This window comes from Mycobacterium sp. pUA109 (assembly GCF_041287095.1).
GTDB lineage: Bacteria > Actinomycetota > Actinomycetes > Mycobacteriales > Mycobacteriaceae > Mycobacterium.
Genome location: NZ_JBGGKS010000022.1, coordinates 74,430 through 101,016, shown reverse-complemented (window position 1 = coordinate 101,016; position 26,587 = coordinate 74,430). Strand labels below are relative to the sequence as shown.

Sequence of the window (26,587 nt, the reverse complement as noted above, 5' to 3'; positions counted from 1 at the left end):
CCACACAGACCCCGAAAACCGACAAAACACCAGCACACCCCACTTGACAACACCCCACCCCTTCAGGGATGACTCTGCGGCTACGGCGGAAAAGTTCGAGAGGACCACGCCGTAGACGCAGAGTCAACCAGGGCTGGGAGAGTGGTGACGTGGTGCGTGAGGCGTTTGGTGCGGAGTTCGTCGGCGCCGAGGGCTTCCTGGACACCGCCACGTTCGGTCTACCGCCGCGGTTCGTCGCCTCGGCACTGCGCGATCACCTGGATACCTGGGAGCGGGGACGGCTGACGGTGAGCGCATTCGAGCCGCCGATGGCAGCCAGCCGAACGGCCTATGCCGCGCTGATCGGGGTCGATGCGCATCGGGTGGCGATGAGCAGCAGCGTCTCGTCTGCGGTCGGCGTGGTCGCGGCCTCGATACCGGATGGCAGCCGGGTAGCGACGATGCCCGGTGAATTCACCAGCGTCACCTTTCCGTTCGCCGCGCAAGCCGGGCGCGGCGTCACCGTCACCGAGCTGCCGCGCGGCCGATTCGAGGACGCCGCCGGCGAGTTCGACGTCGCGGCCGCCAGTTTGGTCCAGTCCGCAGACGGTGCGGTGCTCGACGTGGCGACATTGCGGCGCAGCGTCGCAGCATCCGGGACCACCACGGTGATCGACGCGACGCAGGCCTTGGGCTGGAAGAACGTCGAGCTGTCCTGGGCCGACGTCGTGGTCGCGGCCAGCTACAAGTGGTTGTTGGGGCCGCGCGGTGTGGCATGGATGTCGTTGAGCGAGCGGACGTCCGAAGCATTGGTGCCGCATGTCGCGAATCCTTTTGCGGGCGGTGACGTGTGGGCGTCGCTGTATGGCTTGCCGATGCGGCTGGCCGGTGATGCCCGCCGGTTCGATGCGTCGCCGGTGTGGTTCGCCGTGTTGGGTGCCGGGCTGTCGTTGCCGTGGATCGTGTCGCTGGATCGGGCCGCGGTCGAGGCGCACACGGTCGGACTGGCGAATCGGCTGCGCGGCGAACTGCAACTGCCTGCCGCGGAGTCGGCGATCGTGTCGATTCCCACCGCCCCTGCCCCCGAGGCGCTGGAGCGGGCCGGGATCCGGGCATCGGTGCGGGCCGGGGCCCTCCGCGTCGGGTTTCATCTTTACAACACCGAAGACGACCTGGATCGGCTCCTCGATGCGCTGTGACCGTCCGTCGATGGTTGTGGGGGACCGGTGTGGGTGCTTCGATCGACCGTATGGCAGATAAGGACCAGGGGGACCGCATCGTGAGCGCCGACCGCGTGATCGCGGCTGGGGCGGAACAGATTTTCGCGTTGATCGCGGACCCGGCGCAACAGCCCCGGTGGGACGGCAACGACAACCTGGCCGAGGCGCCCGCCGGGCAGCGGGTGCGCGCGGTGGGGGACCGGTTCACCATGACGACCACGAAGGGCAATGTGCGGCAGAACCACGTGGTGGAGTTCGCCGAGGACAGACGGATCGCCTGGCGGCCGTCGGAGCCCGGCCAACAGCCGCCGGGCCACCTGTGGCGCTGGCAACTCGAGCCGGTCGACGAGGGACATACCCGCGTCACCCACACCTACGACTGGTCCGGGTTGACCGACGAGAGGCGTCTCCCGCGCGCCCGGGCCACGACCGCTGACCGGCTACGGGCCTCCCTCGACCGGCTCGCCGATCTCGCCGAGCGCGATTGAGCGTTCATAAAGATGTGGCCGATCCCGGTGCTCGTTGATCGGTCGTGACGATGCTGCCGACCCGGCGAATATCGGCGAGGTGATGGACGCCTTCATGCATGGCTTGGCGGACGAGCCACCGCGCGGTGCGCGACTCACCCGGCAGGCGGGTCGCGGTGCGATCCCACTGCGGCCCGGCGGTGCGGTCGACTTCGTCGCGAAAGCCGGCGATTACCGACGCGAGCTCGTCGATCACCGCGGCGGCCTCGCGTTCGTTGTAGCGGAACCGGCGCGCCCGCAAATCGTTGAAGAGGGGCTCAAGTTCGGGCCGGTCCTCGGTGCGGGTGCGGTGCAGCCGGATGGTGGAGGCCATGTAGACGTCGCGCAGATGGCAAACGTACTCATTCACCGACCATTCCTGCGCGCTGGGACGCACCGGGCGGGCCTCGAGTGGAATGGCAAACACGGCTTCACGGAGTGCGGCCGGTAGGCCCATGATGACCTCAACGGCATCTTCGATCTTGATGTCGCGATAAACCAACCCGCAGCTTTCGCAGAGGTGGTCCTCACCGGCTAGCGGTGGTAGCTCGTGGCTGCTCACATCGCAGTTACGGTCAGGGAACGTGGGGAGATTTCACGCCGGCTCTAACGCCCGTCACTTGCAGCTAGAACCTGCCGGTCGAGTTCGCTGTCAGTGGCTACCGGGGTTTTGCCGAGAAGCGGCTGGATGCCCGCTGTGATGCGGTCCCGTGCGGCGAGCCGTTCGGCGTCATTCGCCGCGTACACGTCTATCACAAATCCCATACCCGGGTATCCATCGCTGTCGGCTTCAACGGTGTACTCGGTGCTATCGCCGGTCTGCTTTTGCCACGCGTCCATGGCCGCGACCACCTCCTCCAAGGTGGCGCGGTCGCCGACGTACGCCGCGCGGGCTTCGCTCACAGCTTCCATCCTAGGCGCGAACCATTGCTAAGGATCGCAACTTTGGCGGCCGTCGGGGCGTTTCCGGTACCGGCGTGACTCGGTCAATGATCCAGCCGGTGGCATCGCTCAACGCGGCTCAGGCGGGCTCGACCTGCAGCAACACCTCGTCGTTGGCGCGGAAGATCGGCTCCAGCGGCACGTCGAACTGTGCGGCCATCTCGATCAGCTGCTTTGACCAGACCCGGTCGGCCGCCGAGACCGCACCGCGGCCGGGTCCGGTCAACAACAGGGCCACGCTGCTGTGGGCCGGCATGTCGTCGCGCAGCAGGGTGCGCAGCGCCGACATCAGGTTTTTCAGCGGGCGTGACTGCGGTCGGGGCCCGATCGAAACCTGATTCAACATTTTGATGAACCGGCGGTCCGGCCCGATGAAGCCGAACCACAGCAAGCGTTCACCAAACCCGAGCGGCCCCATCAGCGCACGCCATCGTTGCCGCAGATCCGCCGCGGAATGCACCGGGTCGGTGGCCGTCTCGATGGGCGGGATCGGCAGTACATCGTGATCATCCATGCGGCGAATCGTGGGCGCTTCGCCGCGACGGCGCCAGTCAGCTATCCACAGCCCGCAGGATCGCGAACGAGTGCCCGGGCAGCGTGGTGTGCGCGGCGGCCACCGCGGGCTCATCCCAGGCCAGCACCACCTCACCGGTCACCGGTACGGTCACCGGTTCGACGCCCAGGTTGCAGGCGATCGCGAGCCGGCCGCGGTGCACGACGATCCAGCGGGCGTCTTCGTCGTAGTCGATGGCCAGATGCTGCAGCCACGGGTCGGCCAGGTCGGCTTCGCTGCGCCGCAGCGCAAGCAGATCGCGATACAGCCGGTGCAGCCGGGCGTGCTCACCGGTCTTCACCTCGGCCCAGTTCAGTTTGGAGCGCAGGAACGTCGCCGGATCCTGCGGGTCGGGGATCTCGGCGGTGTCCCAGCCGTGGTCGGCGAACTCGCGTTTGCGGCCCTCGGCGGTGGCCCGGGCCAGCTCGGGCTCGGGATGCGAACTGAAGAATTGGAACGGCGTCGAAGCGCCCCATTCCTCACCCATGAAAAGCATTGCCGTGTACGGTGACCCGAGCGCCAGGGCGGCCTTCACCGCGAGCTGACCGGCGGACAGGTTCTGGGAGGGGCGGTCCCCCAGCGCGCGGTTACCGACCTGATCGTGGGTGCAGGTGTAGGCCAGCAGCCGGGTGGCCGGGATCGACGAGGTGTCCAACGGCCGCCCGTGCCGGCGTCGGCGAAACGACGAATACGTGCCGGCGTGGAAGAAACCGTTGCCAAGGGTGCGCGCCAGGGTGTCCAGCGAGCCGAAATCGGCGTAATAGCCTTGCCGTTCCCCGGACACCGCGGTGTGGATGGCGTGGTGGATGTCGTCGTCCCACTGTGCGGTCAGCCCGTAGCCACCCCGATCGCGCGGGGTGATCAGCCGCGGATCGTTGAGATCGCTTTCGGCGACCAGCGACAGCGGGCGGCCCAACCGCGCGGCCAACCGGTCGGTTTCGCCGGCCAGCTCCTCCAGGATGTGGATCGCGGTGGTGTCCACCAGGGCATGCACCGCATCCAGTCGCAGACCGTCGGCGTGGAAGTCGCGCATCCAGCGCAGCGCGCAGTCCAGGATGTAGCGGCGCACCTCGTCGGAATCGGCGTCGGCGATGTTGATGCCCTCACCCCACGGGTTGCTCGCCGAGGACAGGTACGGGCCGAACCGGGGCAGGTAGTTGCCCGACGGGCCCAGGTGGTTGAACACCGCGTCGATCAGCACCCCCAGGCCGCGGGCATGGCAGGCGTCGACGAAGGAGACCAGCCCGTCGGGCCCGCCGTAGGGCTCGTGCACGGCGTACCACAACACCCCGTCGTAACCCCAGCCGTGGGTCCCGGAAAATGCATTGACCGGCATCACCTCGACGAAGTCGACCCCCAGATCGACCAGGTAGTCCAGCTTTTCGATCGCGGCGGCGAAGGTGCCGTCCGGGGTGAAGGTGCCCACATGCAGCTCGTAGATCACCGCGCCGTGCACCGGGCGGCCGGCCCAGTCGCCGTCGGTCCAGGTCGCCGAGGCGGGATCCCACATCTGGGACCGGGCATGCACCCCGTCGGGTTGCCGCGGTGAGCGCGGGTCCGGCAGCACCGTGGGATCGTCGTCGAGGACAAACCCATACCGGGCCTCGGGTGCGGCGTCGACGGTGATCCGCCACCACCCGTCGGTGTAGGGCGTCATCGGGTACAGCGCGTCGTCGACGTCGAGGTGCACCTGCTCGGGTTTGGGCGCCCAGACCGCGAATTCAGGCATCGGCGCGCTCCAGCAAGGCGACCGGCATTCTCGCGAACAATTCGGCCACCGGGGTGGGCCCGGTCCAGCTGGTGTCGGTCAGCCGGTCGGTCCAGTTGCCGGGGGGCAGCGCCAGCGTGGTGTCGCCCCACCCGGTGTCGGCCAGCCGCACCGTCCAGCGGCTGACCGCCACCACGACGTCCTCGCCGCGACCGAAGCCCACCACATGCTCGGCGGCCGGCCCGGCCGCCAGCACCGGGCGATAGCCGCCGTGCAGGAACGTGTCCGGACGGGCGCGGCGCAGCCGCAGCGCGGCGCTGACCACCCGAATCTTGGGATGGGCCAGGGAATTCAGCTGCGCGCGCCGCGCCGTATAGTCGACCGGGCGGCGATTGTCCGGGTCGACAAGGCTGTCGTCCCACAACTCGCTGCCCTGGTAGATGTCGGGGATGCCGGGGACGGTCAGCGCGAGCAGCTTTTGGCCCAGCGCATCGTTTTCGGCGTGCGGGCTGAGCTCGGTGACCAGCGCGGTCAGCTCACCGGCCAGTGGACCGTCGAGCACGGTGTCCAACCATCGGTGTATTGCGTCCTCGAAGTCGGGGTCCGGATCTTGCCACGTGGTGTGCCGCGCGGCCTCGCGGATCGCCTTCTCGGTGTACCCGTGCAGCCGGTCGGTCAGCGCCGCGGTGATCGTGCCACTCGCCGGCCACGCCCCGAAGATGTTCTGCCACAGAAACAGTCCGGTTGCCGCGTCGGGGCAGGGGGCGACCGACTCGGCGTGGGCGACGAACTGCGCCCAGCGCGACGGCACCTGGGACAACACCCCGATCCGGGCCCGCACATCCTCCCCGCGCTTGGTGTCGTGGGTGGACAACGTGGTCATTGCCTGCGGCCACAGCCGCGACCGGGAGGCGGCGCGCTGATGAAACTCCGCCGCACCCACCCCGAACCGCTGCGGGTCACCGCCGACCTCGTTGAGGGACACTAGCCGGGCGTCGCGGTAGAACAGGCAGTCCTCGGCCGCCTTGGCCGTCACCGCGCCGCACAGCTGCTGCAAACGTGTCGCGGGCTCGCCGCCGGCGGCGATCGCGGCCGCCACCAGTTGCAGCGGGGCACCCAGATCCGGTGCCGTGGCCTGGGTTTCGGCCAGCGCGGTGGGCAGCACGGCGGCCAGCCCGCGGTAGTCGCAGCGGTAGACGTCGATGTGGCTGAGCAGGGCGGTCAGCGCGTCGGGCAACCGCGGGTGGTCGGCGCCGGCGCTGGCCACCACGCAGCGCCGCAGCCGCTGCAGCTCGGCGGCCAAGGTGTCGGTGGTGGTGGTGACCTTGAGGTCGCGCAGCACACCGGGGGTGGCGGGGTCGTCGACACCGGCCAGCGCGGTCAGCGTGGCGGCCCCGGACGGATCGATGAAAATCCCGCCGAGCTCCCGCAGCGCGTCGTAGCCGGTGGTTCCGGCGACCGGCAGGGTGGGTTCCAGCGCTTCGCCGGCGGCCAGGATCTTCTCGATGACGATCCAGGTGTCCGGGCCGAGCAGCTCACGCAGCCACCGCAGATAGCCAGCCGGGTCGGACAGCCCGTCGGGGTGATCGATGCGCACCCCGTCGACCAGCCCTTCGGTCACCCAGCGGGCCACCTCGGCGTGGCAGGCGTCGAACACCGCGCGGTCCTCCTGCCGCAGCCCGGCCAGTGAGGTGATCGAAAAGAAGCGGCGATATCCGCACAGTCCGCGCCGCCAGCCCACTAACCGGTAGTGCTGCCGGTCGTGGACTTGCCGCCCGGTGCCCGCGCCGGTGCCCGGGGCGATCGGCAGCGCTAGCTCGCCCAACCGCAGCAGCTCACCGTCCACCGCCAGCTGGTCGACGTCATCGTCGGAACCCAACAGCGGCAACACGATCCGGCCGTCGTCGAGGTCCCAGTCGATATCGAAGTACCGCGCGTAGGCCGAGGAACGGCCATACCGCAGCACGTCCCACCACCACCGGTTCTGCTCGGGACGACCCACGCCGACGTGATTGGGCACGATATCAACAATCAGCCCCATCCCGCGGGCATGCGCCGCCGCCGACAACCGCGCCAAACCCTCGGGGCCGCCCAGTTCGGCCGACACGGTGGTCGGATCGGTGACGTCGTAGCCGTGGCTCGAGCCGGCTACCGCGGTCAAGATGGGGGATAGGTACAGATGCGACACCCCCAGCTCGTCGAGATAATCGAGCAGATTCTGCGCGTCGGCGAAGGTGAACGCAAACCCGCTATCCGGGCCCCGCAGCTGTACACGGTAGGTGGACAGTACCGGAAAAACCATCGCTCACAGCGTCTTACGCAAGATCATCAGCGAGCGCGCGGGCAGCGTGATCGACGCGCCAGCCGGCACCACCGTCTCGGTAGCGCCGACCGTGTCGGTGGTGTCCAACTGTGCCGTCCACTCCTGGGCGTAGTCGTCGTTGGGCGTGACAAAGTCCACCGCCGCGTCATGGGCGTTGAAGCACAGCAGGAACGAGTCGTCGACCACCCGCTCGCCGCGCGCGTCGGGTTCGGGCAGCGCATCGCCGTTGAGGAAGACCATCACGCACTTGCCGAATTCGCTGTCCCAGTCCTGCTGGGTCATTTCCTCGCCGGCCGGGGTCAGCCAGGCGATATCGCGGACTTCGTCGCCGCTGCGAATCGGCCGGCCTTCGAAGAACCGACGGCGACGAAACACCGGATGGTCGCGGCGCAACGCGGTCGCTTTGCGGGTGAAGTCCAGCAGGTCGGCGTTTTTCTCGGCCAGCGACCAGTCCATCCAGGACAATTCGGAGTCCTGGCAGTAGACGTTGTTGTTGCCCTGCTGGGTGCGGCCAAACTCGTCGCCGTGCGCGATCATCGGGGTGCCCTGGCTGACCAGCAAGGTGGCCATGATGTTACGCATCTGCCGGGCCCGCAGCGCCAGGACGTCCGGGTCGTCGGTGGGGCCCTCGACACCGCAGTTCCAGGACCGGTTGTAGCTTTCGCCGTCGCGATTGTCTTCGCCGTTGGCTTCGTTGTGCTTCTCGTTGTAGGTCACCAGGTCGGTCAACGTGAACCCGTCATGGCAGGTGACGAAATTGATGCTGGCGCTGGGACGGCGCCCGGTGGCCTCATACAAATCCGAGGACCCGGTCAGCCGGGAGGCGAACTCGCCGAGCGTCTCGGGTTCGCCGCGCCAATAGTCACGCACCGTGTCGCGGTACTTCCCGTTCCACTCGGTCCATAAACCGGGAAAGTTGCCGACCTGGTAGCCGCCCTCGCCGACATCCCACGGCTCGGCGATCAGCTTGACCTGGCTGACCACCGGATCCTGCTGCACCAGGTCGAAGAACGCGCTCAGCCGGTCGACGTCGTGTAACTCACGCGCCAGCGTGGAGGCCAGGTCAAACCGGAACCCGTCGACGTGCATTTCGGTCACCCAGTAGCGCAGCGAATCCATGATCAGTTGCAGGGTGTGTGGGTTGCGGGCGTTGAGGCTGTTGCCGGTGCCGGTGTAGTCCTTGTAGAAGCGGGGGTCGTCGTCGGCGAGCCGGTAGTAGGCCGCGTTGTCGATGCCCCGGAAATTGATGGTGGGCCCCAGATGGTTGCCTTCGGCGGTGTGGTTGTAGACCACGTCGAGGATGACCTCGATGCCCGCCTCGTGGAAGGTGCGCACCATCGCCTTGAACTCGGCCACCGCGCCGCCGGCGTGGCGGCTGGCCGCGTACTGGTTGTGCGGTGCGAAGAAGCCGAAGGTGTTGTAACCCCAGTAGTTCCGCAGGCCCAGCTCCAGCAGCCGGTGGTCGTGCAGGAACTGGTGCACCGGCATCAGCTCGATGGCCGTGACGTTCAACGAGTTGAGGTGGTCGATGATCACCGGGTGGGCGAGGCCGGCGTAGGTGCCGCGCTGTTCCTCGGGGATGCCGGGGTGGGTCTGGGTCATGCCCTTCACGTGGGCCTCGTAGATGACGGTCTCGTGATAGGGGGTGCGCGGCGCCCGGTCCGACGCCCAGTCGAAATACGGGTTGATCACCACGCTGGTCATGGTGTGGCCCAGCGAGTCGACCATCGGCGGGGTGCCGGTGTCGGACGGGTCGCCCGCCGCGGCCGCCATGTCGTAGGAGAACAGCGCCTGGGTGAAATCGAAGTCGCCGTGGAACGCTTTCCCGTAGGGGTCCAGCAGCAGCTTGCTGGAGTCGCAGCGGTGCCCGGCGGCCGGGTCCCACGAGCCGTGCACCCGGAAGCCGTACCGCTGCCCGGGGCCGATGGTCGGCAGGTAGGCGTGCCAGACGTAGCCGTCCACCTCACCCATGTCGATCCGGGTCTCGCCGCCGTCCTTACCGATCAGGCACAACTCGACCCGCTCGGCGATCTCGGAGAACAACGCGAAATTCGTGCCGGCGCCATCGTAGGTGGCACCCAGCGGGTAACTGCTGCCCGGCCACACGGCGCTGACCGCGGGTCCGCTACCGCTCTCGGCTGGCTGGGTCACTGACTCATTGGACGACACGAGTCGACTTTATCCGGGCCCGGGGAAAAGCGAGCGAGATGTCACCACCAGCCGGTGGCCGCGGCGATCTGCCGGCCCAGCTCGCCGGACATGGTGCGCACATAGGTGGCCGACAGGTGATGAGAGTCGTGGTAGATCAGCACATTTCCCTCCACCGCGCGACAAATCTCGTGACGGCACAACGCGTCGGACATATCCAACGGCTTGAGCAGCGGGAACTGCCCGACGAAGTCGAGGGTCGGGTTGTGGTCGGACAGCACTTCGGCGCGCTTCATACCGCAGGACACCGCGTTGCCGCCGTCGGCCAGGCAGTCCGCGGGCTCAAACGGCCCACCGTTCCGCACCAGCCACGGGGTGTCCCGCATGGCGAGCACCGGGATGTTGTTGTCGGACAGCGTCTGCCAGATCCCGACGTAGCTGGCCGGCATCACGTCGCCAGGTTTGATGTTCCACGGTCGCGTCGACGTGGTGAACACGTAGTCCGGCCGGTCGGCGACCAGCTTGGCCATCGTTTGCTGCACCCAGTCGTGGCACTGCGGGTAGGGGGCGTTGTTGCCCATGATCAGCGGCACGTCCTCGGTGGACAGCGGGCAGCCCATCTTGAGGTAGGTCACCACCTTGAAGTGGTGCATGCGGCCGAGCAGGTCCAGCGCGGTGAGCCAGTGTTCGGCGTGCGAACCACCGGCCAAGGCGATGGTGCGGGTGGCGTCGGTGTCGCCGTAGCTGCAGTTGATGATCGCCGGATTCTTGAAGTCGCTGATGCATCCGTCTTTGGTCGACGGCGGCAGGTCCTTTTTGACCTCCAGCACGGTGGGGCGCATCCGGAGTTTGGGCACCCGGGCGTGTTTGACCAACGCGCGCGCCCCGGGGTAGTCGTGGGCGCTGAGCCCGGACAGCTCCTTGCCGTTAGCACGTTGCACGGTGACGTGTTCACGCCAGGTGAACGACGTCGCCGTCAGCGCCACCCCGAGCAGCACCACCGTCGAGCCGAGCGCGATCGTCGGCCGGCGCAACCGCACCCGCCACGGAATCTTCGGCGTCGGGTGCGCCGCGGTGGCCCGCAGCGGATCCTCGACGAAGCGCAGGGTCAGATAGGCCAGCACACCGGAGACCAGCAGGATCGCGGTTCCCTCGAGGAAGTTGGCGTGCCGGTGGCCGGTGTAGGACAACCAGAAGATGAGCAGCGGCCAATGCCACAAATACAGCGAGTAGGCCATGGCACCCAACGTCATCAGCGGGGCCGCGGCCAACAGCCGGTTGGGCAGCGGCATCCGGTCGCTGGTGCTGGGGTGGGCGTGCCGGTTGGCCCCGGCCAGGATGAACAGGACCGTCGCCCCGACCGGCACCAGCGTCCAGGGCCCGGGGAACTCCTTGACGCCGTTGATCAGTGCCCCGCAGGACAGGATCGCCGCCAGCGCCACCGTGGCGATCAGGGTGCGCAACCACAGCGGCCAGCGGATGTAGGGGACCAGCGCGCCGGCGAGCGCCCCGATCAGCAACTCCCAGGCCCGGGCGAAGCTGTTGTAGTAGGCCTGGGCCTGATCGGCCTGGTGCGCGACGATCGCGTACCCGAACGACGCCACCGTCAACACGGTGAGCAACGCCACGAACGCCATCCGCAGCCGGCCGCCGAGCGGCCGCCGAAACAGGTAGGCGAAGCCGAAAACCAGCACCAGGAAGGCGATGTAGAACTGACCCTGCACCGACATCGACCAGATGTGCTGGAGCGGACTGACCGCCTCGCCGGCGCGCAGGTAGTCGGCCACGGTGTGGGACAGTTCCCAGTTCTGGTAGTACCCCAGGCTGGCCAGGCTCTGGTCGGCGAACGTCTCCCAGCGGGTCTGCGGCTGCACCAGGATGGTGAGCACCCCGGATGCGGCCAGCACCACGACCAGCGCCGGCAGCAGTCGGCGGACCAGTCGGGTGATTTGCGGTGTCAGCGCCAGCGACGACGCCGGGTTGAGCGCGGCACGCAAGAGCTTGCCGCCAAAAAAGAAGCCGGACAGGGCCAAAAACACGTCGACGCCGCCGGAGACCCGGCCGAACCAGACGTGAAACATGGCGACCAGGGCGATCGCGATACCGCGCAGGCCGTCGAGATCGTGACGGTAAAAACCGCTTTTCCGAGTCCCCATCGCGGCGTCGGGGGCGGGCGCCGGAACGGTCGCACGCGTCGGCCGGGGCGCGGTGAGGGTCATCATGATCGCCAGACAATCTACCTAATCTGCGGGCAGCCGCTGGAGCGCCATGACCGCCGAGCAGACGTGAAAGTCCCCGATTCGGCCGGAAATCAGGGACTTTCACTGGGGGTGCCTCCCGAACGGGGGAGGGCTCGGCGCGGTGTCGCGCCCCGCGGCATCGGCCGCGCCCCGGTGCGGCGTGCGCACAGCCGATGAGCCGACGGGAGCCTCGGCGGGCCGAGCCAGCAAATTAGCTGCGCAAAGGACGACGGTCGCACCTAATTAGATTCTTGCTAAGCGAACGGCAGCACACGGACGGCTACCGCTAGGCAGTCGACCATCGACAGCCGCCTCAATCGGGGCTAAAACCCAGTTCATAGCCGACGAACAGATGCCGTGTCCAACTTTCCGGAATTTCTATTGCGTTAAGCATACTCTCAAGTAATATTCGCACCACTTGGTGTGGCATGGGTCACAGCATTCTCACAGCAAAGGAGAAGTTCGGTGCAATCTGCACTTAATCTCGAAACGGGCGACGGTGTCGTGGACTGTGGTGCGTCGCGCTCAAACGCCCGGTTGCGGCCCTATCTAGCCGCCGGGATCGCCGTGGCGGGTGCCAGCCTGATCGCCATCAACCCGGTGGCACCGACCGTGGCGGGGATGCGGGAGCGCGCGATCGAGCTGACCAGTGCCGCCGTCGCCGACACCGGCGCGGATCTGATCGCGGCGGTGCCCAACCCCGTCACCGAGTGGCTGGATGTTTTTTCCGGGGCATTCACCAACGTTACGCAGATCGGCCAGGAGATCCTGGCCGACCCGGTGCCGATCCTGACCCAGGTGCTGCACAACCAGTTCGGATTTGCCGACACGCTGGTCACCAATGGGCAGAGCATTGCCAGCGCGTTGGGTGGCTTCCTGGTCCAGGGCTTGCCTCAGGCGCTACAGACGCTGCTCAGCGGCATCGCGTCCGGCGACATCAGCGATGCGGTCTCCAACTTCAACAGCGACCTGCTGCTCGGGCTGCTGCCGGTGGCCGTTCCGCTGCAAACCATCCTGCAGATACCCGAGGAGATGGCGCAAAACCTGACCAATGTGCTGGGCACCCTGCCGGGGATCGGGTTGAATCTGCTGCTCGCCCCGGTGGGCGTGCTGTTCGGCACCACCCAGGCGCTGGCCGATAGCGCCCAGTCGGTCGTCGACGCATTCGGTGCCGGGGAGCCGTTGGCGGCGTTCACCGACCTGCTCAATATGCCGGCCGTGGTCACCGACGCGCTCCTCAACGGGTACTCGACGGAATTCGTTGACTACACCGGGCTTCTCACCTCGGGCGCAAGCGTGGCAGGCTCCGGTGTTCTTTACGATTTGCTGGTTCAGTTCCCGCAGGAGATCGCGCAGGCGCTGGGCGCATCGTCAGCCGAGGCGGCCTTCGCGCCGGCCTCGATGATCGCCGATCTGCCGAGCCTGGTGCTCGATTTCTTCACCGGGCTGTGACGCGGCGGGCGTCCTTCCCGGCGGCGTGCGCTGGGGAGGACGCCCACGCGGCGCTTACCCGTTGATGATCCGGGTCAGGTACGGGGTCATGTTGGTGGTGCGCGCGGCGGAGACGGTGACCGCGGGCTCGGTGGCCTCGATCATCTGTCCGTTGCCCAGGTAGATCGCCACGCTCTGGCTGCCGCCGGGCCCGAAGCAGATCAGGTCGCCGGGGCGGGCCTGTGCCGGCGCGACTTTTTGACCGACGTTGCACTGCTCGCCGGAGGTCCGCGGCATCTTGATCCCGGCCGCGGCGAAGCTGTACTGCACCAGACCCGAGGAGTCGAATCCCACCGCGCCGCTGCTCGGCGAGGTGGCGGTACCCGGAGCAACGCCGGCACCCGGAACTCCCGCGGTACCCGAGCCCGGGAAGGTGCCAGCGCCGGGGGAGGTGACCGTGCCGGTCCGCGGCAGGGCGGCACCGGGAGCGGTGACCGTGCCGGGGAAGCCGGTCGTGCCCGGAACGGTGGATGTCGCCTGCCGGACGCCGTTGGTGGGCCCGGACGCGTTACCGCCGCCGTAGACGTACGGCACGCCACGCTGGGATAGGGCGCGCTGGAGGACATAGTTAATGGCCTGCTGGTTGCCGACCGGCGGCGAGCCGGGAACGGCGCTCGCGAGACCGGGCGTCGCCACCGACAGTGCCAAGCCGATCGCGGCGGCGTAGATGCGTCTCATGGGGATTCCGTTCCATTCACAACAGTCACTAGAGACACTTCTACAACATGGGGAGGCGTCAGCATAGAGGTCGACCGGAGTAGAGAGGGGAACTTTGCCGGACCGTGACCGACTGGTGATCCAACCTGGGGCACTACGCTCGGTCTCCGTGGCCACGGCGACTCCCCAGGCGACCCCCAGGTTGAGCCCGGAGCAGATCAGCGCGATCGACGCCGCCCATCTGTGGCACCCGTACAGCACCATCGGCGCCGAGGCGGTGGCCCCGGTGGTGGCGGTGGCGGCCCGCGGCGCCTGGCTGACGCTGAGCCGTGACGGCCGGTCGATCGAGGTGCTGGACGGGATGAGCTCGTGGTGGACCGCGATCCACGGCCACGGCCACCCGGTGCTGGACGCGGCGGTGACGGCGCAGCTGGCCACCATGAACCACGTCATGTTCGGCGGTCTCACCCACGAACCCGCCGCCCGGCTGGCGCAGCTGCTGGTGCAGATCACCCCCGCCGGGTTGGACACCGTGTTCCTGTCCGACTCCGGCTCGGTGTCGGTGGAGGTGGCCACGAAAATGGCGCTGCAGTATTGGCGGGCGCGCGGCACGCCGGGCAAGCACCGGCTGATGACCTGGCGGGGTGGCTACCACGGCGACACCTTCATGCCGATGAGCATCTGCGATCCCGACGGCGGCATGCACTCGCTGTGGACCGACATCCTGGCCCGCCAAATCTTCGCCCCGCAGGTGCCGCGCGACTACGACCCCGACTACACCGCGGCGTTCGAGGCCCAGCTGGCCGCCCACGCCGCCGAGCTGGCCGCGGTGGTCGTCGAACCGGTGGTGCAGGGCGCCGGCGGCATGCGCTTCCACGACCCACGGTATCTGCGCGACCTGCGCGCCCTGTGCGATCGGCACGACGTGCTGCTGGTCTTCGACGAGATCGCCACCGGGTTCGGTCGCACCGGTGAGCTGTTCGCCGCCGACCATGCCGGCATCAGCCCGGACATCATGTGCGTCGGCAAGGCGTTGACGGGGGGCTATCTCACCCTGGCCGCCACCCTATGCAGCACCGAGATCGCGCACACCATCAGCTCCGGTGAGGCCGGCGCCCTGATGCATGGGCCCACCTTCATGGCCAACCCGTTGGCGTGCGCGGTCTCGGTGGCCAGCACCGAGCTGCTGCTGGGCCAAAACTGGCGCTCAACCGTCGCCGACATCGGCGCCGGGTTGACCGCCGCGCTGGAGCCGGCCCGCGCCCTGCCCGGGGTGGCCGACGTGCGGGTCCGCGGCGCGATCGGGGTCATCGAACTGCGCGAGCCGGTCGATTTGGCCGTGGCCACCCCGGTGGCGTTGGACCACGGGGTGTGGCTGCGACCATTCCGCAACCTGGTGTACGCCATGCCGCCCTACATCTGCACGCCCGACGAGATCGCCCAGCTCGGCTCGGCAATGGTCGCCGTCGCCGGTGCAGTAACCTAAACGGTGTTCAAGTCTGGTCGAGGGAGCATCGGGTGACGCGTACGGGTCTTTCTCCGCTGGCGTGGCTGGCCGAGGTGGAGCAGCAGCGCCGCCAGGCCGGGCTGCGGCGCACGCTGAGGACCCGGCCCGCCGTGGCCACCGAATTGGACTTGGCGTCCAACGACTACCTCGGGTTGTCACAACATCCGGCGGTCATCGCCGGCGGCGTGGAGGCGCTGCACACCTGGGGGGCCGGCGCCGGCGGCTCCCGGCTGGTGACCGGCAACACCGAACTGCATGAGGAACTCGAGCAGGCGTTGGCCGACTTCGTCGGTGCGCCATCGGGTTTGGTGTTCTCCTCGGGATATGCGGCCAACATCGGCGCCCTGGTCAGCCTGACCGGTCCGGGCGCGCTGGTGGTGTCCGACAGCTACTCGCACGCGTCGTTGGTGGACGCTTGCCGGCTGTCCCGGGCGCGGCTGGCGATTACGCCGCACCGCGACGTCGACGCGGTCGCGGCGGCGCTGGCCGGGCGGGATGAAGAGCGCGCGGTCGTCGTCACCGAATCGGTGTTCAGTGCCGACGGAGCGCTGGCCCCGCTGCGGGAACTGCACGAGGTGTGCCGTCGCCACGGCGCCGTGCTGCTGGTCGACGAGGCGCACGGGCTCGGGGTCCGCGGCGCCGGCGGGCGCGGTCTGCTGCACGAGGTTGGGCTGGCCGGGGCGCCCGATGTGGTGATGACGACCACGCTGTCCAAGGCGCTGGGCAGCCAAGGCGGTGTGGTGCTGGGGCCGACCGCGGTGCGCGACCATCTCATCGACGCCGCCCGAACCTTCATCTTCGACACCGGGTTGGCGCCGGCGGCGGTCGGTGCGGCGGGGGCCGCGCTGCGGGTGCTGGCCGCCGAACCGTGGCGCGCCGACGCGGTGCTGCAGCACGCCGGCACGCTGGCGACGATCTGCGACGTTCCCGACGTGCCGCAGTCCGCGGTGGTGTCGGTGATCCTCGGCGATCCGGAGGTGGCGGTGGCCGCCGCGACCGCCTGCCTGGAGGCCGGGGTGCGGGTGGGCTGCTTCCGGCCGCCGACGGTACCGGCCGGGACGTCGCGGCTGCGGCTGACCGCCCGCGCCTCGTTGGACGCCGACGAATTGGAGCTGGCGCGCCGGGTGCTGACCGGCGTGCTGTCGGCCAGCAGGTCATGACCATCCTGGTTGTCACCGGCACCGGCACCGGCGTCGGCAAAACGATCGCCACCGCGGCGCTGGCCAGCTGCGCCCGGCAGGCCGGCCTGGATGTGGCGGTGTGCAAACCGGTGCAGACCGGCACCGCCGACGGGGACGACGACCTCGCCGAGGTGGCCCGCATAGCCGGGGTCACCGAGTTGGTCGGGGTGGCGCGCTACCCGCAGCCGATGGCCCCGGTCGCCGCGGCCGACCAGGTCGGGGCGAGCCTGCCGACCGGCGCCGAGGTGCGGCGGGTGATCACCGAACTGGACCGTCCGGGGCGGCTGACACTGGTCGAAGGGGCCGGCGGGCTGCTGGTCGAGCTGGCCGACGACGGCGTCACCCTGCGGGATCTGGCCGTCGACCTGGCGGCACCGGTGCTGGTGGTGACCACCGCGGAGCTGGGCACCCTCAACCACACCGCGTTGACGTTGGAGGCGCTGGCCGCGCGCCGGCTGCGCTGCGCCGGGGTGGTGCTCGGCAGCTGGCCCGCCCACCCCGATGCGGTGCACACCTCCAACCGGGACGCGCTGGCGCGGCTAGCGCCGCTGCGCGCGCTGCTCCCGGCCGGGGCCGGGGCGCTAAACGCCACGCAGTTCACCGCGGTCAGCGCGGATGCGTTCGACCACAGCTGGGTTGCCGCGCTGGTGAGCTGATGGTGCATTCGGTTGAGCTGCTCTTCGACGCCGAGACCGAGGCGACGGTGCGGCGCATCTGGGATGAGCTGGCCGCCGCCGGGATCCCCAGCCAGGCCCCGGCCAGCCGCCCGCACGTCACCTTGACCGTCGCCCAGCGGATCGATCCGCAGGTCGACGCGCTGCTGGCAGCGGTGAGCGCGCGGCTGCCGCTGGCCTGCATCCTCGGCGCGTCGCTGATCTTCGGTCGCTCGCATGGGGTGTTGGCCCGGCTGGTGGTGCCCACCGTGGAGCTTTTGGCCGCCCAGCAGCAGGTGCACCGGCTGTGCGCGCCCCATGCGGCCCCCGAACCCATGGCCAACACGCTGCCCGGGCAGTGGACCGGACACGTCACGCTGGCCCGCCGGGTGGGCCCGGCCCAGCTGGGTCGGGCGCTGCGCATCGCCGGGCGACCCAGCCAGATCAGCGGCCGTTTCGTCGGGTTACGCCGCTGGGACGGTAACGCCCGCACCGAGCATCAGATCAGCTGACGGTCAGCTGGCCGGCCTGCACCGCCAGGCCGTCGATCAGCAGCTGCAGCCCGAACGCGAAATCGCGGCCCGGTTCGGTGGCCGGTGCGATCTCCGCCGCGCCGGCGGCGTCCCACTGCAGCCGCGCCTGCTCGTCGGCGGTGAAGCCCAACACGTAGTACACGACGGTGCGTGCGGCCAACTCCGAGTGCTCGGCCGGCACCCCCGCGTCGGTGGCGGCGGCCGCCAGCCGCGCCAGAATCGTTGCGGCGGCCTGCGACTGGCCCGCCGCGACGCTCGCCGAGACCAGCTCGGCGCCGTCGGTGTGCGACAGCAGCGCATCCCGCAGCCGCGCGCACAGCGTCTCGATGCGCCAGCGCCAGCTACCCGCGCCGGGATCGGCGCAGGCCGGGCCCAGCACCCGATCGGCCACCGCGCCGAGCAGCTGCTGCTTATTGGCGAAATGCCAGTACAGCGCGCCGGGGGTGATATTGAGCTCGCGCGCCAGCCGACGCATCGTCAAATCGGCGATGCCGTAGCTGTCCAGGAGGGCGGTGGCCGCAGCGACCACGTCACGTTTGTGCAGTTGCACTCCGCTAGCCTAACCTGAACACCGTTCAAGTCAGCGCACAGCAAGGGAGTTTCTGGTGACTCAGGCGGCAACTCGGCCCAGCACCGGCACCGACGCGGAAACCGACATCTTGGCGGTGGCCCGCCAGCAGGTGTTGGAGGACGGCACCGGACTGACCCGGGACCAGGTGCTGGCAGTGCTGCAGCTGCCCGATGAGCGGCTCGAGGAGCTGCTGGCGCTGGCGCACGAGGTGCGGATGCGCTGGTGCGGACCCGACGTCGAGGTCGAGGGCATCATCAGCCTGAAAACCGGTGGTTGCCCGGAGGACTGCCATTTCTGTTCGCAGTCCGGGCTGTTCGCGTCGCCGGTGCGCAGCGCCTGGCTCGACATTCCCAGCCTGGTCGAGGCGGCCAAGCAGACCGCCAAGACCGGCGCCACCGAATTCTGCATCGTCGCCGCGGTCCGCGGCCCCGATGAGCGGCTGCTCGCGCAGGTCGCCGCCGGCATCGAGGCGATCCGCAACGAGGTCGACATCCAGATCGCCTGCTCGCTGGGCATGTTGACCCAAGACCAGGTCGACCAGCTGTCGGCCATGGGCGTGCACCGCTACAACCACAACCTGGAGACCGCCCGGTCGCATTTCCCCAACGTCGTCACCACCCACACCTGGGAAGAGCGCTGGGACACGCTGTCGATGGTGCGCGAGGCGGGGATGGAGGTGTGCTGCGGCGGCATCCTGGGCATGGGGGAGACGCTGGAGCAGCGCGCGGAGTTCGCCGCCGACCTCGCCGAACTCGACCCGGACGAGGTGCCGCTGAACTTCCTGAATCCGCGCCCGGGCACCCCGTTCGGTGACCTGGAGGTGCTGCCGGCCGCCGACGCGCTGCGCGCGGTGGCCGCGTTCCGGCTGGCGCTGCCGCGCACCATGCTGCGCTTCGCCGGCGGCCGCGAAATCACCCTGGGGGATCTGGGTGCCAAGCAAGGCATTCTGGGCGGCATCAACGCCGTCATCGTCGGCAACTACCTGACCACGCTGGGCCGTCCCGCCGAGGCCGACCTGGAGCTGCTCGACGATCTGCAGATGCCGATCAAGGCGCTCAACGCCACCCTGTGATGGTGATGGTCGCCGACCTGCCCGCCCCGGTCGGGGCCGGTGTCTACAACGTCTACACGGGTGCCAAAACCGAAGATCCGGCCGGCGGCTCGGTGCCGACGGCCGCGCAGCTGGGTTTGGAGCCGCCCCGGTATTGCGCGGCGTGCGGTCGCCGCATGATGGTGCAGGTCCGCCCGGATGGCTGGTGGGCCAAGTGTTCTCGGCACGGGCTGGTGGATTCGGCGGAGCTCGACGCCCAGCGTTGAGCGGGATCGCGCGTGAGGTTGCCCGTTTGATTGCGGCGAGCGCGGCCCATGTGGCGGTGGCGGCGCAGTCCTCGCCTGCGGCTGTCACTGCGACCAGGGCGGTGCGGCGGCCTCCGGTAGGGTTTGGGCGACTGGTCGACGGGAAGGTGTGCGGGTGTGGTTGAGGGGGCGATGACCGTCGGCGCCGGCCAGCAGCAACAGCGGCAGGCCGCCCCGCGCACGACGCGGGCCCGGGCCCTCGCCCTGGTGCTGGGCGGCTTGGCGATCGTCGGTGCAGCGGTCGGAGTGTTGTGGTCGTGGCTGGCGCCGCCGATCCACGGCGTGGTGGCGCTGACCCGCGACGGCGACCGGGTGCACGCCTACCTGGGACCCGAATCCGACCACTTCTTCGTCGCGGCGGCCCTGATGTTGGGCCTGGTGGGTGTGGTAGCGGTGGTGGCCGCCACGCTGGTCTGGCAGTGGCGTGCGCACCGCGGACCGGAAATGGTGGTGGCGTTGTCGGCCGGGTTGCTGGCCGCCGCGGCCGCCGCGATGGCGGTCGGGGCGGTGCTGGTGCGGCTGCGCTACGGCGTGGTGGATGTTGACGGTGCACCGGTGACCCCGGACCACCGGGTGCACTACTTCACCGAGGCGCCGCCGGTGTTCTTCGGCCATACTCCGCTGCAGGTCGCCGCCAGCCTGCTGCTGCCGGCCGCGGCAGCGGCACTGGTTTACGCGCTCGGGGCCGCCTCGAGCGCGCGCGACGATCTGGGCAGCTACCCGCTCGTCGAGACCGCGACCGCGCCCGCCGCAACCGGCGCGGTCAGCCGCGAGAACGGTGCAGCAAACCGCCCGTGATGACCTTGGCGGCGATCACCCCAAGCCGCGCCATCCCGACATAGGTCGTCGGGTTCAGCACCGTCGGCCACGACGTGCGCACCGGGTGGTCGGCCACCGGGCGACCCGCGAACCGGTCACGCAGCCAGTGCAGCACCATCGGGGCGGACAGCGGGTGCAGCAGCAGGTGGTCGCTGAGCCGGTCCCGGTGGTAGGTGAGGGCAGCACCGCCGTCGGCGTACGCGTCGGCCAGGTGGTCGATGTGCTCGACGGAAATCACCTCGTCGTAGACGGCCTGGACCATCATTACCGGCGGGGTCGGCACCTTGGCTCCCAGCTTGGTGTCTTCGAAGACGTGTTGCACCGCCGGCAGGTCCAGGATGTCGTCGAGCGGCTGGTCGACATAGGACGCCATGCTCTTGTGGCGCATCCGGATCACCGCACCGGCGGTGGTCATGGTCTCCAGCGAGTGCAGCAGGTCGCGTCCTTCGCTGGTGGCGTGTTCTTCGATCACCTGGTCCAGGTCGGGGTACACGTGCGCCAACGCGGCGACCATCATCGCGGGCAGTCCGGAAAAGAACGAGCCGTTCAACCGGCGGAAGGTGTGGCCCAGGTCGCCGACCGGTGATCCGAGCACCGCCCCGACCACATTGAGGTCGGGGGCGTAGTCGGCCGCCACCTCCGCCGCCCACCCGGTCGCCAGTCCGCCGCCGGAGTAACCCCACAGGCCCACCGGCGCGTCGGCGGCCAAGCCCAGGCGGTCGGTGTTCACCGCGGCGCGCACCCCGTCGAGCACGCAGTAGCCCGGTTCGTAGGGCGCGCCCCAGGCACCGTTGGGTCCTTCGTGATCGGGGATCGACACCGCCCAGCCCTCGGCCAGTGCCGCAGCGATCAGCACCAACTCCAACTGGGCAAATGAGCCGATCGCCTTGGCGTGCCGCCGCAGCGCATAGGACGGGAAGCAGCGTCGGGTGGTGGCGTCGATGGCGCACTGGTAGGACAGCAGCGGACAGGACCGTTTGCGGTCGCGGTCGGCCGGCACCAGCACCGTCGTCACCGTGGCCTCGGGCGCGCCGTTGCGGTCGCAGGTCCGGTAGAGCAGTTGCGTCGCGGTGAACGGCTGCGGGATGACGCCGAGAAACGCCAGCTCCACCTCGCGGGAGCGCAGCACGGTGCCGGGGACGGCGTGCTGGAAGCCCGGTGGGGGCAGGTAGAAGGGGTCGTCGTCCGGCTGCGGCGGATGCGCACCGCGCTGCAGGTCGTCGTGCGGAGCCTGGCCGATCCACTCAACACCGTGTTCACGCGCCAGGCCGTCAAACTCCATTCGGGCATTCTTGCTTAAGAGGGGGTTAAGAATCCAATCCGACTCGCCGTCGCCTCACCCGCGAGCGTGCTCAGAATGCCAATTCTGCAGGTCTCTGGCGTACAACTGCGCACGCTCGCCGCACGATCACACCGGTGGGCGCAGGGCGGCGAATTCGTCGGTGACCCGCAACTGCGAATCGGTGAACCGGTACACCGCGGCGGGCCGGCCGCCGCTGCGGCCGGACTGGGCGGTGTTGCCGGTGCGGGTGATGACGCCGCGGCGGGCCAGTACCCGCTGCAGGTTGGTGGCGTCGACCTGATAGCCCAGCGCCGCGCCGTAAATGTCGCGTAGCGTCGAGACCACGAATTCTCGTGGCGCCAAACCGAATCCGATATTGGTGTAGGACATCTTGGCGACCAGCCGGGTGCGGGCGTGCGCCACCATCGGGCCGTGGTCGAACGCCATCGGCGGCAGCGTGTTCACCGGATGCCAGCGGGTGTCCGGCGGCAATTCCGGGGTGGCGGGGGAGGGCACCAGGCCCAAAAAGGTGGTCGCGATCATCCGGGTGCCGGGCACCCGGTCGGGGGCGGAGAACACCGCCAACTGCTCAAGGTGCGCCAGTTCCCGCAGGTCGACCTTCTCGGCGAGCTGACGACGCACCGAACTCGTCATATCTTCGTCATCCCGCAACCGCCCGCCGGGCAGCGCCCACGCGCCCCGCTCCGGTTCTTGGGCGCGTTCCCACAACAGCACGTTGAGCTGGGGTTTCGGTGTTTCGGCGGCCGTTGCCGGGTCGGCGTCCGGGTCCGCTTCCAGGCCCCGAACCTGGAACACGACGGCAAGCACCTCGTGGCCGGTGCTACCATACAGCATGTTTTCGATTGTAAGTCGAAAACCTATCCGGCGAAAGGAACCGCCATGACGATCCTGGATCGCGCGGCGACGTCGGCGGACGGCCTGGCCGCCCGCATCGTCGACACGCCCACCGGCTACGCCGGGGTGGACGCCGATGAGCAGTGGGCCGCCGAGATTCGCCGCCTGGCGCGGGCGCGCAACGCCACCGTGTTGGCACACAACTACCAGCTGCCGGCCATCCAAGATGTCGCCGATCATGTCGGCGATTCGCTGGCGCTGTCGCGGATCGCCGCCGAAGCCCCCGAGGACACCATCGTGTTCTGCGGCGTGCACTTCATGGCCGAGACCGCCAAGATTTTGAGCCCGGACAAGACCGTGCTGATCCCCGACCAGCGGGCCGGGTGCTCGCTGGCCGACTCGATCACCCCGGAGGACCTGCAGGCCTGGAAGGACGAGCACCCCGGCGCCGCGGTGGTGTCCTACGTCAACACCACCGCGGCGGTCAAGGCGCTCACCGACGTGTGCTGCACCTCGTCGAATGCCGTGGACGTGGTCGCCTCCATCGACCCCGATCGCGAGGTGCTGTTCTGCCCGGACCAGTTCCTCGGCGCGCATGTCCGCCGGGTGACCGGGCGGGAAAACCTGCAGGTGTGGGCCGGCGAATGCCATGTGCACGCCGGCATCAACGGCGACGAGCTGGCCGATCAGGCGCGCACCCATCCCGACGCCGAGCTGTTCGTGCACCCGGAGTGCGGCTGCGCGACCTCGGCGCTGTACCTGGCCGGGGAAGGCGCGGTCCCGGAGGATCGGGTCAAGATCTTGTCCACCGGCGGCATGCTCGACGCCGCCCGCGCCACCCGGGCGCGGCAAGTGCTGGTCGCCACCGAGGTGGGCATGCTCTACCAGCTGCGTCGGGCCGCCCCCGAGGTCGACTTCCAGGCGGTCAACGACCGGGCGGCCTGCAAGTTCATGAAGATGATCACCCCGGCGGCATTGTTGCGCTGCCTGGTGGACGGCGCCGACGAGGTGCACGTCGACCCGGACACCGCGGCCGCGGCGCGGCGCAGCGTGCAGGAGATGATCAAGATCGGGCAGCCCGGCGGCGGCGAATGATGCCGGCCGCGGCCTGGGAGCAGCACGCCGACGTCGTCGTCGTCGGCACCGGGGTCGCCGGTCTGGCCGCCGCGCTGGCCGCACATCGGCGCGGGCAACGTGTCGTCGTGTTGAGCAAGGCGCCGCAGACGGCCGGGGTGACCGCGACCCATTACGCGCAGGGCGGGATCGCGGTGGTGTTGCCCGACACCGACGACTCGGTCGACGCCCACGTCGCCGACACCCTGGCCGCCGGGGCCGGCCTCTGCGACCCCGAGGCGGTGACCTCGATCGTCGCCGACGGGCACCGCGCGGTGGTCGAATTAGTGGGCGCCGGAGCGCGATTCGACGAAGCGACACCGGGCCGGTGGGCGCTGACCCGCGAGGGCGGACATTCCCGTCGCCGCATCGTGCACGCCGGCGGCGACGCCACCGGCGCCGAGGTGCAGCGGGCGCTGGACCAGGCGGCCGCGGTGCTGGACATCCGGACCAGCCACGCGGCGCTGCGGGTGCTGCACGACGACGCGGTGACCGGGGTGCTGGTGGCGACCCCGGCGGGGCTGGGCCTGCTGCACGCCCCGGCGGTGATCCTGGCCACCGGCGGTCTGGGACACCTCTACCGGGCGACCACCAATCCCGACGGCTCCACCGGCGACGGGATCGCGTTGGCGCTGTGGGCCGGGGTGGCGGTCAGCGACCTGGAATTCATCCAGTTCCACCCGACCATGCTGTTCGACGGCCACGCCGGCGGCCGACGACCCCTGGTGACCGAGGCGATTCGCGGCGAGGGCGCCACACTTGTTGATCGCCAAGGTGATTCGGTGATGGCCGGGGTGCATCCGATGGCCGATCTGGCGCCGCGCGACGTGGTGGCGGCGGCGATCGACGCCCGGCTACGCGCGACCGGCGACGACTGCGTCTACCTGGATGCCCGCGGGATCGCCGAGTTCGAACGCCGTTTCCCGACGGTCACCGCCGCCTGCCGAGCGGCCGGTATCGATCCCGTCCGGCAACCCATCCCGGTGCTGCCCGGCGCGCATTACAGCTGCGGCGGGGTCCTCACCGACGTCGACGGCCGCACCGAGCTGCCGGGACTGTTCGCCGCGGGTGAGGTGGCGCGGACCGGGATGCACGGCGCCAACCGGTTGGCGTCCAACAGCCTGCTGGAGGGGCTGGTGGTGGGCGCTCGCGCCGGTCGCGCCGCCGCCGACCACGCGACCGCGGCCGGGCCCGCGCAGGCGGTGCCGCCGGAGCCGGCGGCGGGCGCGGCGCTGTCCCGCGACACCCTGCACCGCGCCATGACCCGGGACGCCTCGGTGGTGCGCGACGCCGACGGGCTGGCCCGGCTCACCGCGACACTGGCCACGGCGACGCCGCGCGCCGTGTTGAACCGCACCGACTTCGAGGACGTCGCGTTGACCGTCACCGCCCGGGCGGTCGCGGCGGCGGCGCTGGCCCGCACCGAGAGCCGGGGCTGTCACCACCGCGCCGACTACCCGGACCCGGAGGCCGGCCACGCGCGCGGCACCCTGGTCCGCCTCGAGGACGGCGCGGTGCGGGTCGAGGCGCCGGTGCCGGCATGACCCGCGCCGGTATCACCTTGTCCGACACCGAGCTGGCCGAGGCCCGCGCGGTCATCGCCCGCGCCCTGGACGAGGACCTGCGCTACGGCCCGGACATCACCACCTTGGCGACCGTGCCCGACGGCGCAATGGCCACCGCGGCGCTGGTGACCCGCGAACCCGGGGTGATCGCCGGGGTCGACGTCGCGCTGCTGGTGCTCGACGAGGTGCTCGGCGCCGACGGCTACCGGGTGCTGGACCGCGTCGACGACGGCACGTCGCTGCCGTCGGGCGCCACGCTGCTGGCGGTGGAGGCCCTGACGCTGGGCCTGCTGACCGCCGAGCGGACCCTGCTGAACCTGGTGTGTCACCTGTCCGGCATCGCCACCGCCACCGCGGCCTGGGTGGAGGCCGTGCACGGCACCACCGCCAAGATCCGCGACACCCGCAAGACGCTGCCCGGGCTGCGGGCGCTGCAGAAATACGCCGTGCGGGTCGGCGGCGGGGTCAACCACCGGATGGGGCTGGGCGACGCTGCCCTGATCAAGGACAACCATGTGGCCGCGGCCGGCTCGGTGGTCGCGGCGCTGCGCGCGGTCCGCGCGGCGGCCCCCGATCTGCCGTGCGAGGTGGAGGTCGATTCCCTCGAACAGCTCGACGCGGTGCTCGCCGAGAACCCGCAGCTGGTGCTGTTGGACAACTTCCCGGTGTGGCAAACCCAGATCGCGGTGCAGCGCCGCGCCGCGCGCTCCCCGGCCACCCAGCTGGAATCCTCGGGCGGGTTAACGCTGGAGACCGCGGCAGCCTACGCCGGAACCGGCGTCGACTACCTGGCCGTCGGGGCGCTCACCCATTCGGTGCGGGTGCTCGACATCGGCCTGGACATGTAAGGCACCGACTTCTCGCTTTTGTGCGCCGAGATCGACGCTGCCGTGACCCCTACTCGGAGTTTTCCGCGCTGGAGTCGATCTCGGCGGGTCGCCATCCCCGTCAGGTGATGTCGGCGACGAAAACCCCGAGCCGGCGGCCCTGCACCCGGGCCAACCACGGCAGGCCCTCGCCGTCGGTGCCGGCCGGCAGGATGCGCGGGTTGGTGAGGTGCACGTCGCTGCGGAACAGGTGCACGTCGGCCTCCCCTGCGGCCAGCACGTTTTTCACCCAATCCGTCTTGCCGTGGCCGAGCGCGATCGCCAGCACGTTGCCCTTGCGGTAGGTGGTGACCACCGTCTCGTACGGCTTTCCGGACTTGCGACCTCGGTGTTTGATGATCGACGCGCCGGGCAGATACCGCGCCAGCGGTTTCACCACCGGGTTCATGTACTTCATCTGCCACCGGTCCAGCCAGGGCGGGAAGATCCGCGGCAGACTCGCGACGTTGTCGGGTTTATCGGGTGTGGCCATGACAACTCCGATCGCAGAGGTGGGTG

General features: G+C 69.6%; 25 protein-coding genes. 13 read left to right on the top strand and 12 right to left on the bottom strand.

Going from position 1 to position 26,587, the window contains the following annotated elements:
* The first annotated feature begins 149 nt into the window (after positions 1-149).
* Positions 150-1,178, top strand: a complete 1,029-nt coding sequence (locus tag ACAG26_RS22370; protein WP_370485263.1) for an aminotransferase class V-fold PLP-dependent enzyme — start codon at positions 150-152, stop codon at positions 1,176-1,178.
* Between the two features lie 50 nt (positions 1,179-1,228).
* Positions 1,229-1,687 carry an SRPBCC family protein gene (locus ACAG26_RS22365; RefSeq protein ID WP_370485262.1) on the top strand — a complete coding sequence of 153 codons (459 nt, stop codon included), beginning with the start codon at positions 1,229-1,231 and terminating at the stop codon, positions 1,685-1,687.
* Between the two features lie 4 nt (positions 1,688-1,691).
* On the opposite strand, the gene ACAG26_RS22360 is transcribed toward ACAG26_RS22365, so the two are convergent.
* From ACAG26_RS22360 to ACAG26_RS22330, 7 genes are all read right to left on the bottom strand, one after another.
* A complete protein-coding gene (locus ACAG26_RS22360) occupies positions 1,692-2,267 on the bottom strand; it encodes a DinB family protein (protein ID WP_370485261.1) in 576 nt (191 codons plus the stop codon).
* Positions 2,268-2,311: 44 nt separating this feature from the next.
* A complete protein-coding gene (locus tag ACAG26_RS22355) occupies positions 2,312-2,608 on the bottom strand; it encodes a hypothetical protein (RefSeq protein ID WP_370485260.1) in 297 nt (98 codons plus the stop codon).
* A 118-nt stretch (positions 2,609-2,726) separates the two neighbouring features.
* Complete coding sequence (locus ACAG26_RS22350; protein ID WP_370485259.1) at positions 2,727-3,161, bottom strand: hypothetical protein; 435 nt, start codon at positions 3,159-3,161, stop codon at positions 2,727-2,729.
* A gap of 37 nt (positions 3,162-3,198) precedes the next feature.
* Positions 3,199-4,929: a malto-oligosyltrehalose trehalohydrolase gene (gene treZ / locus ACAG26_RS22345; protein WP_370485258.1), complete on the bottom strand. Its 1,731-nt coding sequence runs from the start codon at positions 4,927-4,929 to the stop codon at positions 3,199-3,201.
* Positions 4,922-7,210 carry a malto-oligosyltrehalose synthase gene (gene treY, locus ACAG26_RS22340; protein ID WP_370485257.1) on the bottom strand — a complete coding sequence of 763 codons (2,289 nt, stop codon included), beginning with the start codon at positions 7,208-7,210 and terminating at the stop codon, positions 4,922-4,924. Before treY ends, treZ begins: the two co-directional genes overlap by 8 nt.
* A gap of 3 nt (positions 7,211-7,213) precedes the next feature.
* Positions 7,214-9,382: a glycogen debranching protein GlgX gene (gene glgX / locus ACAG26_RS22335; RefSeq protein WP_370485256.1), complete on the bottom strand. Its 2,169-nt coding sequence runs from the start codon at positions 9,380-9,382 to the stop codon at positions 7,214-7,216.
* Between the two features lie 59 nt (positions 9,383-9,441).
* A complete protein-coding gene (locus ACAG26_RS22330; protein WP_370485255.1) occupies positions 9,442-11,601 on the bottom strand; it encodes an acyltransferase family protein in 2,160 nt (719 codons plus the stop codon).
* Between the two features lie 483 nt (positions 11,602-12,084).
* On the opposite strand from ACAG26_RS22330, the gene ACAG26_RS22325 reads away from it, so the two are divergent.
* A complete protein-coding gene (locus tag ACAG26_RS22325; protein WP_370485254.1) occupies positions 12,085-13,071 on the top strand; it encodes a hypothetical protein in 987 nt (328 codons plus the stop codon).
* Positions 13,072-13,125: 54 nt separating this feature from the next.
* On the opposite strand, the gene ripD is transcribed toward ACAG26_RS22325, so the two are convergent.
* Entirely contained in the window at positions 13,126-13,788 is a 663-nt protein-coding gene (gene ripD, locus ACAG26_RS22320) for an NlpC/P60 family peptidoglycan-binding protein RipD (protein ID WP_370485253.1), read from the bottom strand.
* Between the two features lie 148 nt (positions 13,789-13,936).
* Between ripD and ACAG26_RS22315 the strand changes: the two genes are divergently transcribed.
* Genes ACAG26_RS22315 through ACAG26_RS22300 form a run of 4 tightly spaced genes read left to right on the top strand, consistent with a single transcriptional unit; the run spans position 13,937 to position 17,620 of the window.
* Entirely contained in the window at positions 13,937-15,253 is a 1,317-nt protein-coding gene (locus ACAG26_RS22315) for an adenosylmethionine--8-amino-7-oxononanoate transaminase (protein ID WP_370485252.1), read from the top strand.
* Between the two features lie 32 nt (positions 15,254-15,285).
* Entirely contained in the window at positions 15,286-16,434 is a 1,149-nt protein-coding gene (locus ACAG26_RS22310) for an 8-amino-7-oxononanoate synthase (protein WP_370485251.1), read from the top strand.
* Positions 16,431-17,111, top strand: coding sequence for a dethiobiotin synthase (gene bioD, locus ACAG26_RS22305; RefSeq protein WP_370485250.1), 681 nt, complete (start codon positions 16,431-16,433; stop codon positions 17,109-17,111). The genes ACAG26_RS22310 and bioD overlap by 4 nt, the downstream gene beginning before the upstream one ends.
* Positions 17,111-17,620: a 2'-5' RNA ligase family protein gene (locus tag ACAG26_RS22300; RefSeq protein ID WP_370485249.1), complete on the top strand. Its 510-nt coding sequence runs from the start codon at positions 17,111-17,113 to the stop codon at positions 17,618-17,620. The genes bioD and ACAG26_RS22300 overlap by 1 nt, the downstream gene beginning before the upstream one ends.
* On the opposite strand, the gene ACAG26_RS22295 is transcribed toward ACAG26_RS22300, so the two are convergent.
* On the bottom strand, positions 17,613-18,191 hold the full coding sequence (locus tag ACAG26_RS22295; RefSeq protein WP_370485248.1) for a TetR/AcrR family transcriptional regulator: 579 nt from the start codon (positions 18,189-18,191) through the stop codon (positions 17,613-17,615). The genes ACAG26_RS22300 and ACAG26_RS22295 overlap by 8 nt on opposite strands.
* Before the next feature lie 55 nt (positions 18,192-18,246).
* On the opposite strand from ACAG26_RS22295, the gene bioB reads away from it, so the two are divergent.
* The 3 genes from bioB (at position 18,247) to ACAG26_RS22280 (ending at position 20,366) form a co-directional block, all read left to right on the top strand.
* A complete protein-coding gene (gene bioB / locus ACAG26_RS22290; protein ID WP_370485247.1) occupies positions 18,247-19,284 on the top strand; it encodes a biotin synthase BioB in 1,038 nt (345 codons plus the stop codon).
* 5 nt (positions 19,285-19,289) lie between these two features.
* On the top strand, positions 19,290-19,529 hold the full coding sequence (locus tag ACAG26_RS22285) for a hypothetical protein (RefSeq protein WP_370485270.1): 240 nt from the start codon (positions 19,290-19,292) through the stop codon (positions 19,527-19,529).
* Between the two features lie 171 nt (positions 19,530-19,700).
* The gene (locus ACAG26_RS22280; RefSeq protein ID WP_370485269.1) at positions 19,701-20,366 is read left to right on the top strand and encodes a DUF2567 domain-containing protein; all 666 of its coding nucleotides are present in this window, start codon (positions 19,701-19,703) and stop codon (positions 20,364-20,366) included.
* On the opposite strand, the gene ACAG26_RS22275 is transcribed toward ACAG26_RS22280, so the two are convergent.
* Both ACAG26_RS22275 and ACAG26_RS22270 read right to left on the bottom strand, forming a co-directional pair.
* A complete protein-coding gene (locus tag ACAG26_RS22275; protein WP_370485246.1) occupies positions 20,332-21,669 on the bottom strand; it encodes a lipase family protein in 1,338 nt (445 codons plus the stop codon). The genes ACAG26_RS22280 and ACAG26_RS22275 overlap by 35 nt on opposite strands.
* Positions 21,670-21,795: 126 nt before the next feature.
* Positions 21,796-22,524 (bottom strand): NUDIX domain-containing protein, encoded by a 729-nt coding sequence (locus tag ACAG26_RS22270; protein WP_370485245.1) that lies wholly within the window; start codon positions 22,522-22,524, stop codon positions 21,796-21,798.
* 45 nt (positions 22,525-22,569) lie between these two features.
* On the opposite strand from ACAG26_RS22270, the gene nadA reads away from it, so the two are divergent.
* Genes nadA through nadC form a run of 3 tightly spaced genes read left to right on the top strand, consistent with a single transcriptional unit; the run spans position 22,570 to position 26,050 of the window.
* Positions 22,570-23,619: a quinolinate synthase NadA gene (nadA, locus tag ACAG26_RS22265; RefSeq protein WP_370485244.1), complete on the top strand. Its 1,050-nt coding sequence runs from the start codon at positions 22,570-22,572 to the stop codon at positions 23,617-23,619.
* Positions 23,619-25,181 carry an L-aspartate oxidase gene (locus ACAG26_RS22260; RefSeq protein ID WP_370485243.1) on the top strand — a complete coding sequence of 521 codons (1,563 nt, stop codon included), beginning with the start codon at positions 23,619-23,621 and terminating at the stop codon, positions 25,179-25,181. The genes nadA and ACAG26_RS22260 overlap by 1 nt, the downstream gene beginning before the upstream one ends.
* A gap of 11 nt (positions 25,182-25,192) precedes the next feature.
* A complete protein-coding gene (gene nadC / locus ACAG26_RS22255) occupies positions 25,193-26,050 on the top strand; it encodes a carboxylating nicotinate-nucleotide diphosphorylase (protein WP_370485268.1) in 858 nt (285 codons plus the stop codon).
* 100 nt (positions 26,051-26,150) lie between these two features.
* On the opposite strand, the gene ACAG26_RS22250 is transcribed toward nadC, so the two are convergent.
* Positions 26,151-26,561: a nitroreductase family deazaflavin-dependent oxidoreductase gene (locus tag ACAG26_RS22250; protein WP_370485242.1), complete on the bottom strand. Its 411-nt coding sequence runs from the start codon at positions 26,559-26,561 to the stop codon at positions 26,151-26,153.
* Positions 26,562-26,587: the final 26 nt, after the last annotated feature.